Below are 13,899 nucleotides of genomic sequence, written 5' to 3'. Positions count from 1 at the left end.
ACCGGGGCAGTCCGTTCAGGTTCGAGTCCGAGTCCCTCATGGTCAAGAGTCTACTTATCGTCGACGACGATCCCACGCAGCGCCGCATTCTTGAAGAGACGATCAAGCGGCTCGGGTTCGGTACTAAGACCGCCGGCTCGGGCGAGCAAGCCCTGCAAATTCTCGAAGGGCCCGAGCGAGGCGACATCTCCCTCGTGCTCCTCGATCTGGTCATGGGCGGCCTCGATGGCATGGGTGTGCTCGACAAGCTCAGCGGCAGGCCCGGCGTTCCTCCCATCATCGTGCAGACCGCACACGGCTCGATCGATGCCGCGATCAACGCCATGCGCGCCGGAGCCGTCGACTTCGTCGTGAAGCCGGTTTCGCCCGAGCGCCTCGAAGTTTCGATCAAGAGCGCGCTGAAGATCGAGGCCCTGGCTGGCGAGATTACCCGCATCAAGAAAAAGGTCGAGGGCACGCTCTCCTTCGCCGACCTCGTCGTGCGCGGCGAGGGCATGGAACGTGTCGTCGCGCTGGGCAAGCGCGCCGCCGCATCCAACATTCCCGTGCTCATCGAAGGCGAATCCGGCGTCGGCAAGGAGCTGATCGCCCGCGCCATCCAGGGCGAAAGCGAGCGCGCCGGCAAGCCGTTCATCGTCGTCAACTGCGGCGCCATCCCGGAGAACCTCGTCGAGTCGACGCTGTTCGGCCACGAGAAGGGCTCCTTCACCGGCGCCGTCGACAAGCGCATCGGCAAGTTCCAGGAGGCCGACGGCGGCACGCTGTTCCTCGACGAGATCGGCGAGCTGCCCCTCGACGCGCAGGTGAAGCTGTTGCGCGCCCTGCAAGAGGGCGAGATCGACCCGGTCGGCTCCAAGCGGTCGGTCCACGTCAACTTCCGCCTCATCTCGGCGACCAACCGCAACATGATCCAGTTGGTACGCGAGGGTAAGTTCCGCGAGGACCTCTACTACCGGCTCAACGTGTTCCCCATCTGGGTGCCCCCGCTGCGCGAGCGTCTCGGCGATGTTGCCGAGCTGGCCCAGCACTTCATCGCGCGGTTCGCCGCCGAGGAGGGCAAGCGCATCAACGGCATCAGTGAGGACGCACTGCGCCTCTTGAAGAGCTACCCGTGGCCCGGCAACGTGCGCCAGCTCGAGAACGCGGTGTTCCGCGCCATCGTGCTCGCCGACGGCACCGAGCTGACGGTAGCCGAGTTCCCGCAGATCGCCGCCCACGTCACGGGCTTCGATACGGCGGTGCCCGCTGCGCCCGCTCCGGCGCCGAGGGCTGGATCGTTCAAGGGCCCGGCGGTGTTGGGTGCCGAGGACATCATCCCGCAGACGATGGCCATCCGCTCCAACGGCGCTGACAGCGCACTCGGCATCCCGGTGGTCACGGAAGCCGGCGACATCCGTCCGCTCGACGAGATCGAGGCCGACATGATCCGCCTTGCCCTCGGCCGCTACCGCGGGCACATGACGGAAGTGGCCAAGCGTTTGAAGATCGGGCGCTCGACCCTCTACCGCAAAATGCAGGAATACGGCCTCGAGCCGCGCGCTTAGACCTAGGAAGCGCGCAGCTCCCGGCTCGTGAGACGCGCCGCGCGGCCTTCGGGTCGCGCGGCGTTGTCGTTTTTTACCGCCTCCCCCGTGTCGATACTCGCCGGAATCAAAGTCGCGGGGCTACTCACACGCGCCGCAAAGCCACGAAATTGCGGGTGGATGCCAAGATGACAAACGCGTGACGTCGCAATTGCGCAACAGTCATAGCGCAGCTTCGCGCCCTTGCGCCGCAGGCCATCCGCGCCAGTGGCCAGTGCACCGCGGCTCGGGTAGCGTGCCCGCGGGTACAGGTGGAGGCGAAGATGTTGCGTTGGCGTCCGTTGGCTCTGGGCATGGCCTCGAGCCTTCTTTTTGTGGCTGTGGGCGAAGCCCAGCAGGCGAAATCGCCCCGCGTCGCCACCGCCGAGCCGCTCCCCGCCGTAGCTCCGGCAGTCGCGCCCGCGCCCGCCCCGCAAGATCCTCTCGGCATCGCTCTCCAGCAGAAACTCACCGCGCCAGCGAAGGCGCGCGCCGACGAGGGGCAGGCGCGAGACCGCGCCGCGCTCGTCGGATTTTACGCCGCGCGCATCTACGCACCGATCTGGGTGACGACCAGTGGATTTAACGCCAAGGCGACGGCGGTCATCGCCGAGTTCGGCAAGGCCGACGACTGGGGTCTCGCCGCTACCGACTTCCCGCCGCCCGTGATCGTCGCTGCCGCCGGTGATGCGCCGTCACCCGACGCGCTCGCCAATGCCGAATTGGAGCTGTCGCTCGCCGCGCTCAAGTACGCCCGCTACGCGCGGGGCGGTCGTATCATCGATCCGGCGACGCAGCTGTCGTCGTACCTCGACCGCAAGCCGCAGCTGCTCGAACCCAAGGACGTCATCGAGAAGATCGCCGCAGCCGGCGAGGCGGATGCCTATTTGCGCGGACTAAACCCGCAGCACCCCGAGTTCGAGAAGCTGCGCCAAAAATACTTGGAGATGCGCAATGCCACCGCGGCTGCGCAGGTGGTCATGCTGCCGCCGGGCAAGGTGCTGGCACCGGGCAAGAGCGACCCGCAAGTGCCGCTGCTGCGCCAGCGCCTCAAGGTGGCGCTCGCCGATGGGGCCGACCCCAACCTCTATGACGACGTGCTCAAAGCAGCCGTTGTCGCCTATCAGACCGAGCAAGGCACGCGGCCGGACGGCTACGTCGGCAACGCCACGCGCGCGTTGCTCAACGACGTAGAAGAGTTGGGCCCCGAGAAGCTGATCGCCAACATGGAAGAGTGGCGGTGGATGCCGGAGGACCGCGGCGACCTCTACGTTACCGTCAATATCCCCGAGTTCACGCTACGCATCGTCAAGAGCGGCGCGGTCATCCACACCGAGCGCGTCATCACCGGCCTTGTCGACAAGCAGACGCCGGTGTTTTCCGAGACGATGAAGTCGATCGCCTTCCAGCCGCGCTGGAACGTGCCGAACTCGATCAAGGTCAACGAGCTCTATCCGAGCTTGGCGCGCGGCGGCACTTCGTTCCACCGCCAGGGCTTGCGCCTGTCGCGCAACGGCCGTGACGTCGATCCCGAGAGCGTCGACTGGGGCTCGACCGATATCCGCACCTACGACGTCTACCAACCGCCGGGCGCCAGCAACGTGCTGGGCGAGCTGAAATTCAACTTCCCAAACAAGCACACCGTCTACATGCACGACACGAACGCCCGTCAGCTGTTCGAGCAGCCGAGCCGCCCGTTTAGCCACGGCTGCATGCGCGTGCGCGAGCCGCGCCGCATGGCCGAGATCCTGCTCAACGAGGACAAGGGCTGGGACGCGGCGAAGATCGCTGACCTCATCGCCAATGGACCGCCCAACAACGAGGTGCCGATCGACCGCAAGATCGGCGTGCACGTCACCTACTTTACCGCCTGGGTCGACGAGCAAGGCGCGCTGCAGACCGCGCGCGACGTGTACGGGCACGAGCGGCGCATCAGCCAGGCGCTCTCCGGCCAGTGGGCGCAGATCGCCAAGGGGCCGAACCACCTCGCACCCGTGCGCGCGCCGGAGCCGGTCTACAGCGGCGGCTTCGGCAGCGTCGGCGATTTCATCAGCCAAGCGCTCGGCGGTTTCTAAAACTGCGCCAATTCCATTAAGCGCGACAGCGGCTTAAGCACGGGGAGCCTGCCCCGATATTGCCCTTTGAGAGCCGCCTTGCGCCCCCATTCCCCCCTTAGGAGGTTGGTTACCGATCATTAATGGTTGGGGATTAACCCTTAGGGAACGTGAATGCCGGTCGCACACCGGGATGCCCGTAAGCCGCTTTTGCGCAGGGTGGACCGCGACTGGTCAGGAACGGGGTGGCACGTTGGTATTGCGTAAGAAGGCTATCCTCGGCGGCCTGGCCGCTGCCATTTTGGGCATGAGCGCGGGCTCGCCCCACGTCGTCGCCGCCTTCGGCTCGACGCGCACGATCTCGTTCTTCCACATCCACACCAAAGAGACGCTGACCATCACCTACAAGCGTGATGGCAAGTACGATCGCGAGGCGCTGAAGAAGATCGACTGGCTGATGCGCGATTGGCGTCAGAACAAAGCGGTCGAGATGGATCCGCGCACCATCGACCTGCTCTGGGAAATGCACACGGAGCTGGGCAGCAAGGAGCCCATTCACGTCATCTGCGGCCACCGCTCCGAGGCGACGAACGAAATGCTGCGCAAGACCGTCGGCGGTCAGGCGAAGAAGAGCAAGCACATGACGGGGCAGGCAATCGACGCGGCGTTCCCCGATATTCCGCTGAAGCAGCTGCGCTGGTCGGCCGCCATCCGTGAGGTCGGCGGCATCGGCTACTACCCGACCTCCGGCATCCCGTTCGTGCACGTCGACACCGGTCCCGTCCGCGCCTGGCCGCGCCTGCCACGCAGCGAGCTGGCACTGCTGTTCCCCGACGGCCGCACCAAGCACAGCCCCGCCGACGGCGGCTCGCTGACCCGGGACGACGTTCGCAAGGCGCGCGCCAACAAGGATGTGGCGACGCAGGTCGCCGCCTACTTCGAGCTGCGCAATCATCAGAAGTCCGAGACCGAAATTGCCATGGCCGAGACCGGCGTCGCCCCGGATGCGCCGGTGCTGAGGGGTACACCCGCCGAGGCGGTGCGTCCGTCGCCGCCGGTTCGCGTCGCCATGGCCGAGGTCGGCCAATCCGAAACCGAACCACTTATCGCTCCGTCACCGAGGCTGGTGCTAGCTGCGCGTCCCGCCGTACCGCCGCCCTCCGATGTTGACCGGGGTCGTCTCGATCATCTGGTGACGCTCGCCTCGCTCGATCCGACAGACGCGCTCGTGGCGCCGCGCCGCCCGCCGGCGCCTAGCTCCGACGCCGATCGGCTGCGCCTCAACGAGATGGTGAGCACCGCAACGACGCAAGCGGCGCCACCTGCCCAGACACCCGCAGCGCAGGCATCCGCAGCGCAGGCATCCGCAGCTCAGGCACCCGCAGCGCGGGCCGCACCAACGGCAGCGCGCGTGGCGGCCCTCGACGTCGACAACGCCGCTCCGATCGAGCCGGCGAACGACAACAAGGGCCGCTGGGCACCGGCGCCCGAGTTCGACGAAGACCACCCCGAGGAGCTGGCCTACCGGCCGTTTCCGATCGCGCCGCTGCTGACCGAATCCGCCTCTGCCGACGACAAGGCACTGGTGAAGCTCGTGCACCCCGACCTGCAGCGCACGCTCGCGCTGCTCGACGACAAGCAGATCGTGCTGCCGATGCGCCTGCGCCCCGGCGACCAGGTCTCCGAGGTGATGTGGGCGCAGCAGTTCCAGGGACGGGCCGTCGATTTCGCTGCCCATGAGACGGACCAGAAGCGTGCCGCCGCGAGCGGCATCACCTCGCGTGCGGTCAGGACGTCGGCGCGTTGAGCGGACGGGTGTGACGCGGATTCTTCCGGCCCGGTGGAACGCAGCCGCGCGACCACGCAACTTTGATAAGCCGTCCCAACTCGCGGAAATCGCCCGAACGCGGCGACGTCGCCCGCCACGCAAGGCCGACGGTGCGATAGGGTTCGGGCTCGACGAAGCGCGTCACGCCGATATCGCGTCCGCGAATCTCCACGTTGAGGCACATCTCCGGCAGCAGGGTGATGCCGTAGCCGGCCGCCACCATTTCGACGATGGTCGACAGGCTCGACACGCCGAACGTGTTGACGGTCGAGACCTGCTGCAGATTGCAGTAGGTCAATGCCTGGTCGCGCAGGCAGTGCCCTTCCTCGAGCAGCAGCAGTCGCTCGTGCTCGACGAGGTCCTTGGTCGCGCGCACGCGGCTCGACAGCCGGCGCGACTGTGGCAGTGCCAAGAGGAAGCGATCGTCGAACAGCGACAGCGTTTCGAGCTCGGCCTGGACAATCGGCAGAGCGAGCAACAGCACGTCGAGCTTGCCTTCGATCAGTTCCTGCAAGAGCGGCAAAGTCTGCGTCTCCCGCACGTGCAGCTCGAGATTGGGATAGCCGTCGCGCAACAGCGGCAGTAGCGGCGGCAGCATGTAGGGCGCAATCGACGGAATGACGCCCAAGCGCAGCGAGCCCGAGAGGACGTTGCGGCAGTGCTTTGCGAACTCGATCATCTCGTGCACGTCGCCGAGGATGCCGGCGGCGCGGGCGGCGATTTCGCGCCCCTTGTCGGACAGCAGCACGCCGGCGCGCGTGCGCTCGACCAGCATGAGACCGAGCTGCTCCTCGAGCTCGTGAATCTGCATCGAGAGGGCCGGCTGGGTGACAGCGCAGGCCTCGGCCGCGCGTCCGAAATGCTGCTCGCGGGCGAGCGCATCGAAATAGCGGAGCTGCTTGAGCGTCACATGCGGGGGCATAAGAAACTCTGATCCGCGAGAGAACAATATACGATTAGAACTTATGTTGGGGGCTGTCTATATCAAGGCTGCACATTCGGCGCACGCCTGCGTGAGCGGGTCGGCGCGCCTGAAGAACCGGCGGGGCAGAGGCAACTCTTCCCCTCAGCCGCGGGCGCCTCGGCCGAGCGCCGAATCGGGCCGAGGCGCTCTTTTTTCCATCCCCCTGGTACGAGCCGCCGATGCGAAAGAATCCCCGCAGGGGTCGGAACTCCCGACTGGGTTAGCCGTTTGCGCACGACGCCATGACTTGGCCACGCGCTCGCCGCGCTGACGGCCAACGATTCAGTCACGGTATCCGTCACTTAGGGGTGGTAGCTGCATCGGGGGAAAAGATGCTGCTGGATATGATTGCGATCGTCATCCTTGCCGGGATGATGCTGATACCCGTCGTCAATATCTTCGCCGGAGTGATCATCGGGGCCGGATTGGGCGGCGCCGCTGGGGCCTGCGCCGGTCTGTCGCTTGCTCTCATAGTCACCGCAGGGGAGCGGGTGCTGGTCGCCTGGCTTGCCGCCGAGGCAAACGAGCACGGCGCGCGGAACTCTAACGTCGCTCGGGCGCCAAGCCGCATGACCGTCAGGCCCGCGGATGCGGTGCTTGCCACGGCCCAATCGGCAGAAGCGGTGCGGGATGACTATCTGCTGGAAACACCGATGTTCGTCCGCGCTATGGGTCGGGCGCCGCATGGCGCTCCGGCGTCACTTTCGGCTTGAGACCACGGGTGGCTCGTCGCATTCGGCGGCCTACGCCGGCTCGGGCATTGAACAATAGGCGTGCGCGAGCGTTCTGCCTGTTAGCCATGCAAGGAGGCGACGCATGCAGAAGTCGTATCTCGCCCTCGCCGGTGCGTTGCTACTCGGCTTACCGACCGCTGCCTCGGCTGGCGGCGTCACTGAAGGCGCCGAGCTCGAGCATGCCCGGGCCAACGCGCGTGCTGGCGGGCCGGTGAGTGAGCGCGACTATGAGCTGCTCGAGCGCTATGGGTGCTCCAGCGGTACACGCAGCCCGGCCTGCGGCAATTACTATGAGCCGCGACGCTACTACCGGGCACGCCGCCACCGCCGCTAGGCGACGCGCGGTTGGTACCGGCGAGCCCAAGGCGATCGCGACGGATGTCAGCGGTCGCCTAGCTGCGTGTCGCAGTGGGTAGGTCGTTAGATCGAGGAAATTGGTGGAGCCAAGCGGGATCGAACCGCTGACCTCTTGCATGCCATGCAAGCGCTCTCCCAGCTGAGCTATGGCCCCTTAATCGCATCGGCGCAATCGCCTGCCGAGCCGCGAGGAGCGGCTTCATTAGGCTGATCGACCTGAAAACTCAAGCCTCAATTTGGTTGTGAAGGCGGCACGGCAACGGCCCCCGCCGGCCCTCCGGAAACGGGCGCCGGAATGAGGCTGGACGCCGATCAGCGCTCTTCCTCGCCTCCGGCAGGACCGCCGACGATATCGGAGACGTTGCCGTCCTCCTCCTCTTCCTCGAGGAAGGTCTCGTCCGCCTCCGCGCCCGCATCGTCGGCCTCGTCCGTCTCGACATCGACCAGCGCTTCCTCGGTTTCGACCTCTGCGTCGGCTTCGGCCTTCACAGGCTCGAACTCGGGCTTCTTCATCTTGCGCTGCGCCCTCTCCTCCTGCGCGATGGCCGCCGCCGCCGTGGGCGAGTGGGCGATCGCGTACTTGCTGCCACAGATGGGGCAGAGGACCGGGCTGCGATTGAGATCGTAAAAGCGGGCGCCGCAATCGCCGTTCTGGCAGGTGCGCTTGGTCCCGCGGTCTTTATTGGTCGCCATTTGGAGCCAACCTTATTGGTGGTGTGGGGGGATTTTTTCGGGGCATGCCACATGCTTTCCGGCTTGTCAAAAACAAAGCTTGGGCGCCCCGCAGGCTGGCGTTGACAGGGGAAGGTCCCGTCGGCTCTATCGCTCGCGAACCCCGTGCCATCCTGCATTACACGCCAGCGCTGGAGCTTAGCCGCTTGCCCTCCGACACCGCGATCGCCACCCGGCCTCTGGCCGCGCACGCCGCCGGTCCATTAAAGGGCCGCGTCCGCGTCCCGGGCGACAAGTCGATCTCGCACCGGGCTCTGATGCTCGGCGCGCTGGCGACCGGCGTCACACGGCTGACGGGCCTGCTCGAGGCGGAGGACGTGCTCAACACCGCGAAGGCCCTGCAGGCGCTGGGCGCTCCGGTCGAGAAGATTGGCAACGAGTGGCACGTCAGGGGCCGCGGCGTCGGCGGCCTGCGCCAGCCCGAGGGTCCGCTCGACTTCGGCAACTCAGGTACCGGCACGCGGCTTATGCTCGGCATCATCGCCGGTCACGACATGACGGTTGAGATCGTCGGGGACGCTTCCCTCAGCCGCCGCCCGATGGGCCGCGTCCTCGCCCCGCTGATCGAAATGGGCCTAGAGATTGAAGGCGGCCGTGACCGGCTGCCGCTCGTGGCGCGCGGCTCGGCCAATCTCGTCCCGACCGAGTATGTGCTGCCGGTGCCGTCGGCGCAGGTGAAGAGCGCCGTTCTGCTCGCCGGTCTGCACACCGCCGGCGACACCAGCGTCATCGAGAGCGAGGCCACGCGCGATCACACCGAGCGCATGCTGCGAGCGTTCGGCGCCGACGTCCGGGTGCAAGAGCGCGACGGCAAGACGCGCATCACGGTGGCCGGCGAGGCCGAACTGCAGGGGCGCGACTTTGCGGTTCCCGCCGACCCCAGCTCGGCAGCGTTTCTGGCCGCTGCGGCGGCGCTGGTGCCTGGCTCCGACATCGTCATCGAAGGCGTGCTCGTCAACCCAACGCGCGTCGGCTTCTACGAGGTGCTGCGCGAGATGGGCGGCGACGTCACCTTTGTCGATGCGCGCGAGGAGGGTGGTGAGCCCGTCGCCGACATCCGCGTGCGCCATGCGCCACTCAAGGGCGTCTCAGTCGCGGCGCATCGTGCGCCCTCGATGATCGACGAGTACCCAATCCTCGCCGTCGTCGCCGCGTTCGCCGAAGGCGAGACGCGCATGGACGGCCTCGCCGAGCTGAAAGTGAAAGAAAGCGATCGTCTGACTGCCACCGTCGCCGGGTTGACCGCCAACGGCGTCATCGCGCGGGCAGAAGGCGACACCCTCACGGTGCGCGGCGCCCGCGAGGTACGCGGCGGGGGGAGCGTGGCCACTCACCTCGACCACCGCATCGCCATGGCATTTCTGACGATGGGTCTCGCCAGCCGTGACCCCGTCACGGTCGACGATATCGGCATGGTCGCCACCAGCTTCCCGCAGTTCGTCGCGCTGATGGAAAGCATTGGTGCCCGCTTCGGCGCCGGCCCGGGGCGGGCACGATGATCATAGCCATCGACGGGCCCGCGGCATCGGGCAAGGGCACGCTTGCCAAGCGCATCGCCGAGCACTGGGGGCTGCCCTGCCTCGACACCGGGCTGCTTTATCGGGCGGTGGCGCGCGACGTCGTGTTGCTTGGATTCCGCATCGACGACCCCTGGGCGGCGCTCATTGCCGCCCGTAGCCTGCACCCGGCAGAGCTGCTGGACCCGGACCTGCGCACCCCGCAAGCGGGGGACGCCGCCTCCATCGTGGCCCGCATCCCCCAAGTGCGGACCGCGCTCCTCGTCTATCAGCGGGCGTTCGCGACCCAGCCCGGGGGGGCGGTGCTCGACGGGCGGGACATCGGTACGGTCGTCTGCCCGGACGCTGACGCCAAGATCTATGTGACGGCCCGCACCGAAGTGCGCGCCAAACGCCGTTTCCTGGAGTGCCAGGGGCGCGGGGAAGGCGTCACCATTGAAGGAATCCTCGCCGATATACGGCGCCGGGACGAGCGCGACGCCTCGCGGGGCAGCGCCCCCATGCGGCCCGCCGACGACGCCGACTTGCTGGATACGTCAGACTTGGATATAGAGGCCGCATTCGACGCCGCTGTCGGATTGATCAAGAGGAAGATCGGCCAATAGGACGCCCGAAACGGGCCTCCAAATTCATATTGGCAGGGCCAACGGCCCATCACAGCGGCCCCGATCTCAAACACAACCGCCGGCAGGAGACTGTCCCCTCGCGCTCGTCGTGACGGAGGTCATTGCCGCATTCCGCATCCCGGGCCGCTCGCGGTCCCGATCAAACTTTCGAGGAGCTATTAACGCATGGCCGAAACCGCCGTTTCCAAGGACTTCAACCCCTCGCGCGACGAGTTCGCCGCGCTGCTCGCCGAGAGCCTTGCCAAGGAAGACCTGTTCGAAGGCAGCGTCGTCAAAGGCAAGATCGTCGGCATCGAGAAGGATCTCGCCGTCATCGACGTCGGTCTGAAGACCGAAGGCCGCGTGGCGCTGCGCGAATTCTCCGTCGGCGGCAAGGCCGACCTCAAGATCGGCGACGAGGTCGAGGTTTATCTCGAGCGCGTCGAGAACGCGCTGGGCGAAGCGGTGCTGTCGCGTGACAAGGCCCGCCGCGAGGAGAGCTGGACGCGTCTCGAAAAGATGTTCGAGAAGAACGAGAAGGTCTCGGGCGTCATCTTCAACAAGGTCAAGGGCGGCTTCACCGTCGATCTCGACGGCGCGGTGGCCTTCCTTCCGGGCTCGCAGGTCGACATCCGTCCGGTGCGCGACATCGGCCCGCTGATGCACCAGCCGCAGTCCTTCCAGATCCTCAAGATGGATCGCCGCCGCGGCAACATCGTCGTCTCCCGCCGCTCGGTGCTGGAAGAGACGCGTGCCGAGCAGCGCGCCGACATCGTCGCCCGCCTCGAGGAGGGCCAGGTCATCGACGGTCTCGTCAAGAACATCACCGACTACGGTGCGTTCATCGACCTCGGCGGCATCGACGGCCTGCTGCACGTCACCGACATGGCCTGGCGCCGCGTCAATCATCCGTCCGAGATCCTCAACGTCGGCGACACGGTGAAGGTGCAGATCATCCGCATCAACCCGGAGACGCAGCGCATCTCGCTCGGCATGAAGCAGCTGCAGGCCGATCCGTGGCAGTCGATCGAGGCGAAGTACCCGGTCGGCGCCCGCGTCAAGGGCACCGTCACGAACATCGCCGACTACGGCGCGTTCGTGGAGCTGGAGCCGGGCGTCGAAGGCCTGATCCACGTCTCCGAGATGAGCTGGACCAAGAAGAACATCCACCCCGGCAAGATCGTGTCGACCAGCCAGCAAGTCGAAGTGCAGGTGCTCGAGGTCGACGCCAACAAGCGCCGCATCTCGCTGGGCCTCAAGCAGACCCAGGACAATCCTTGGGAGTCGTTCCTCGCCGTGCACCCGAAAGGTTCGGAGGTCGAGGGTCCGATCCGCAACATCACCGAGTTCGGCCTGTTCATCGGTCTCGATGGCGGCGTGGACGGCATGGTGCACCTGTCGGACCTCGATTGGTCCAAGCCCGGCGACGAGGTGATCAAGGACTACAAGAAGGGCGACAACGTCAAAGCCGTCGTCCTCGACGTCGACAGCGCCAAGGAGCGTATCTCGCTGGGCATCAAGCAGCTCGGCGGCGACCCGATCGACAACCTGTCGAAGTACAAGAAGGGCGACACCGTCACCTGCAACGTCATTGCCGTGCAGGAGAATGGCATCGAAGTGAAGACCGCCGACGGCGAGCTCACCGCCTTCATCAAGCGCTCCGACCTGTCGCGCGACCGCTCCGAGCAGCGTCCTGAGCGCTTCAACGTCGGCGACAAGGTCGACGCCTTCGTCACCAGCGCCGACAAGGCCGCGCGCCGTCTGTCGCTGTCGATCAAGGCACTCGAGATCGCCGAAGAGAAGCAGGCCGTCGCGCAGTACGGCTCGTCCGACTCCGGCGCTTCGCTGGGCGACATCTTCAAGGCCGCCATTCGCAAGCGCGAAAACGAGGACGGCGAAGAGGAGAAGAAGGAGTAACCGCCCCTCGTTTAGGCGGTCACGACAACTCGGCGCGGCGGGGGAACACTCCGCCGCGCTAGTGTCCTGATCGCGAAATTCGTCTCAGTGTGCGGCGATGTCGGAACGAATTTCGCGATCTGAAGGACACTAGCCAAGTTAACGTTTCTAGTGTGATTCAGATCGAGAAGTCCGCTGCGCCACCCGAGCCGAGCGCGATGGAGCGGACTTCCCGATCATCACACTAGCATTTTGGCAAGGCTCGATCCGCGCATCCCTTGTCGGGTGCCTTTTCGTTGCCTAACGTCGCCGGCGGGGAGCGCCTTGGGGCGCTCGGACGCGCGCGGAGTATTGAATGACGGCTGAGATCGACACTGTGCTGGATCGGCGCCGACTGCGCCGCCGCCTGACCGTGTGGCGCTCACTGGCCATCGCCGCGGCGGTTCTGGCACTGTTCGCCATAGGGCTGAGCGGGGATCAGTGGTCGTCGCTCGGATCGAAGCAGATCGCCCGCGTCTCCATCTCCGGCACCATCACCGAGGACCGCGATCAGCTCGAGCTTCTGAAGAAGATCGCCGACAGCGACAACGCCGCCGCGCTCCTCGTCTACGTCAATAGCCCCGGCGGCACCACGACCGGCGGCGAGGCGCTGTTTGCGGCGCTGCGCGAGGTCGCCAAGAAGAAGCCGGTGGTGGCCCAGTTCGGCACCGTCGCCGCTTCGGCCGGCTACATCGTCGGGCTCGCCGCCGACCATATCGTCACCCGCGCCAATACCATCACCGGCTCGGTCGGCGTCCTCATTCAGTGGCCCGAGGTCAGCGAAGCGCTCGGCAAGATCGGGGTCAAGTTCAACGAGATCAAGAGCGGCGACCTCAAGGCCGTGCCGTCGCCTTTCGAGCCCCTCAACGCCGACGGGCAGAAGGTGACCCAGGCGATGATCGACGAGGGTTTCCGCTGGTTCCTGGGCCTTGTCGAGCAGCGTCGCGGCGTAAAGGCGGACGCCATTCCCGGCCTCACACGGGGGCGTGTATTCTCCGGCCGCGAGGCGGTTCAGCTGAAGCTCGCCGATTCAATCGGCGGCGAGGAGGAGGCGGTCGAGTGGCTGCGCACCGAGCGCAAGATCGACAAGAGCCTCAAAGTCGTCGACTGGAAGGTGCAAGCCGCGGGATCGCTGGGCCTTTTCAGCTCGATCGGCGAGGCGGCAGCGAGCTTTTTCAACAACACTACTTTGGGTCAAATGCTGGCCCGGGACCCGTCCCTATCGGGTCTTGGCCTTGACGGGTTTATTTCGGTTTGGCACCCTTCGGAAAAGTAATAGATTACAGTCATTTGGGGCGGGGCGGAGCGATGATTAAGTCGGAACTGATCCATAAGATCGCGAATACGAACCCTCATCTTTACCATCGCGACGTTGAGCGTATCGTCAAAGTCGTGTTCGATGAGATCGTCGAGGCGCTGTCGCGCGGTGACCGCGTCGAGCTACGCGGCTTCGGAGCGTTCACCGTGAAGCACCGCGCCGCGCGCCAGGGCCGCAACCCGCGCACCGGCAAGTCTGTGTCGGTCGCTGAAAAGTTCGTTCCGTTCTTCAAAACCGGTAAAGAGCTGCGCGATAGGCTCAACCGGGGCAAAGAAAGCCATTAGCTAATTTCG

The 13,899-nt window shown here is 66.0% G+C and carries 12 protein-coding genes and 1 tRNA gene; 10 read left to right on the top strand and 3 right to left on the bottom strand.

Annotated elements, in window-relative coordinates; all coding sequences use genetic code 11:
• The first annotated feature begins 38 nt into the window (after positions 1-38).
• The 3 genes from GIW81_RS08040 (at position 39) to GIW81_RS08030 (ending at position 5,423) form a co-directional block, all read left to right on the top strand.
• Positions 39-1,544 carry a sigma-54-dependent transcriptional regulator gene (locus GIW81_RS08040; protein ID WP_154738728.1) on the top strand — a complete coding sequence of 502 codons (1,506 nt, stop codon included), beginning with the start codon at positions 39-41 and terminating at the stop codon, positions 1,542-1,544.
• 302 nt (positions 1,545-1,846) lie between these two features.
• Entirely contained in the window at positions 1,847-3,637 is a 1,791-nt protein-coding gene (locus GIW81_RS08035; protein ID WP_154738727.1) for a L,D-transpeptidase family protein, read from the top strand.
• Between the two features lie 238 nt (positions 3,638-3,875).
• Positions 3,876-5,423, top strand: coding sequence for a DUF882 domain-containing protein (locus GIW81_RS08030; protein ID WP_229309117.1), 1,548 nt, complete (start codon positions 3,876-3,878; stop codon positions 5,421-5,423).
• On the opposite strand, the gene GIW81_RS08025 is transcribed toward GIW81_RS08030, so the two are convergent.
• Positions 5,404-6,366, bottom strand: a complete 963-nt coding sequence (locus GIW81_RS08025) for a LysR substrate-binding domain-containing protein (protein WP_154738725.1) — start codon at positions 6,364-6,366, stop codon at positions 5,404-5,406. The two genes, GIW81_RS08030 and GIW81_RS08025, sit on opposite strands and share 20 nt — an antisense overlap.
• Before the next feature lie 374 nt (positions 6,367-6,740).
• Between GIW81_RS08025 and GIW81_RS08020 the strand changes: the two genes are divergently transcribed.
• Positions 6,741-7,121, top strand: a complete 381-nt coding sequence (locus GIW81_RS08020; RefSeq protein WP_154738724.1) for a hypothetical protein — start codon at positions 6,741-6,743, stop codon at positions 7,119-7,121.
• Positions 7,122-7,224: 103 nt separating this feature from the next.
• Positions 7,225-7,476 carry a hypothetical protein gene (locus tag GIW81_RS08015; RefSeq protein WP_154738723.1) on the top strand — a complete coding sequence of 84 codons (252 nt, stop codon included), beginning with the start codon at positions 7,225-7,227 and terminating at the stop codon, positions 7,474-7,476.
• Positions 7,477-7,577: 101 nt separating this feature from the next.
• Here GIW81_RS08015 and GIW81_RS08010 read toward each other — a convergent pair.
• Both GIW81_RS08010 and GIW81_RS08005 read right to left on the bottom strand, forming a co-directional pair.
• Positions 7,578-7,653, bottom strand: a tRNA-Ala gene (locus GIW81_RS08010).
• Between the two features lie 158 nt (positions 7,654-7,811).
• Positions 7,812-8,192: a TIGR02300 family protein gene (locus tag GIW81_RS08005; RefSeq protein ID WP_154738722.1), complete on the bottom strand. Its 381-nt coding sequence runs from the start codon at positions 8,190-8,192 to the stop codon at positions 7,812-7,814.
• Between the two features lie 185 nt (positions 8,193-8,377).
• Here GIW81_RS08005 and aroA point away from each other — a divergent pair, with 185 nt between their 5' ends.
• From aroA to ihfB, 5 genes are all read left to right on the top strand, one after another.
• Positions 8,378-9,730: a 3-phosphoshikimate 1-carboxyvinyltransferase gene (gene aroA / locus GIW81_RS08000; RefSeq protein ID WP_229309116.1), complete on the top strand. Its 1,353-nt coding sequence runs from the start codon at positions 8,378-8,380 to the stop codon at positions 9,728-9,730.
• Complete coding sequence (locus GIW81_RS07995) at positions 9,727-10,353, top strand: (d)CMP kinase (RefSeq protein WP_154738720.1); 627 nt, start codon at positions 9,727-9,729, stop codon at positions 10,351-10,353. Before aroA ends, GIW81_RS07995 begins: the two co-directional genes overlap by 4 nt.
• Positions 10,354-10,539: 186 nt before the next feature.
• The gene (rpsA, locus tag GIW81_RS07990; RefSeq protein ID WP_154738719.1) at positions 10,540-12,270 is read left to right on the top strand and encodes a 30S ribosomal protein S1; all 1,731 of its coding nucleotides are present in this window, start codon (positions 10,540-10,542) and stop codon (positions 12,268-12,270) included.
• Between the two features lie 334 nt (positions 12,271-12,604).
• Positions 12,605-13,564 (top strand): signal peptide peptidase SppA, encoded by a 960-nt coding sequence (gene sppA / locus GIW81_RS07985; RefSeq protein ID WP_154738718.1) that lies wholly within the window; start codon positions 12,605-12,607, stop codon positions 13,562-13,564.
• 32 nt (positions 13,565-13,596) lie between these two features.
• Positions 13,597-13,890, top strand: coding sequence for an integration host factor subunit beta (ihfB, locus tag GIW81_RS07980; RefSeq protein ID WP_154738717.1), 294 nt, complete (start codon positions 13,597-13,599; stop codon positions 13,888-13,890).
• Positions 13,891-13,899 lie beyond the last annotated feature (9 nt).

The sequence above is a fragment of the Hyphomicrobium album genome (genome assembly GCF_009708035.1).
GTDB classification, from domain to species: domain Bacteria; phylum Pseudomonadota; class Alphaproteobacteria; order Rhizobiales; family Hyphomicrobiaceae; genus Hyphomicrobium_A; species Hyphomicrobium_A album.
Note: the sequence above shows the minus strand (reverse complement) of the source record. Positions and strands in the feature narration are given on the sequence as shown.

Bases quoted from the DNA above. Each gene is read 5' to 3' on its own strand.
- GIW81_RS08040 (WP_154738728.1), top strand. From the start codon at position 39: ATGGTCAAGAGTCTACTTATCGTCGACGACGATCCCACGCAGCGCCGC.
- GIW81_RS08035 (WP_154738727.1), top strand. From the start codon at position 1,847: ATGTTGCGTTGGCGTCCGTTGGCTCTGGGCATGGCCTCGAGCCTTCTT.
- GIW81_RS08025 (WP_154738725.1), bottom strand. From the start codon at position 6,366: ATGCCCCCGCATGTGACGCTCAAGCAGCTCCGCTATTTCGATGCGCTC.
- GIW81_RS08020 (WP_154738724.1), top strand. From the start codon at position 6,741: ATGCTGCTGGATATGATTGCGATCGTCATCCTTGCCGGGATGATGCTG.
- GIW81_RS08015 (WP_154738723.1), top strand. From the start codon at position 7,225: ATGCAGAAGTCGTATCTCGCCCTCGCCGGTGCGTTGCTACTCGGCTTA.
- GIW81_RS08005 (WP_154738722.1), bottom strand. From the start codon at position 8,192: ATGGCGACCAATAAAGACCGCGGGACCAAGCGCACCTGCCAGAACGGC.
- GIW81_RS07995 (WP_154738720.1), top strand. From the start codon at position 9,727: ATGATCATAGCCATCGACGGGCCCGCGGCATCGGGCAAGGGCACGCTT.
- rpsA (WP_154738719.1), top strand. From the start codon at position 10,540: ATGGCCGAAACCGCCGTTTCCAAGGACTTCAACCCCTCGCGCGACGAG.
- sppA (WP_154738718.1), top strand. From the start codon at position 12,605: ATGACGGCTGAGATCGACACTGTGCTGGATCGGCGCCGACTGCGCCGC.
- ihfB (WP_154738717.1), top strand. From the start codon at position 13,597: ATGATTAAGTCGGAACTGATCCATAAGATCGCGAATACGAACCCTCAT.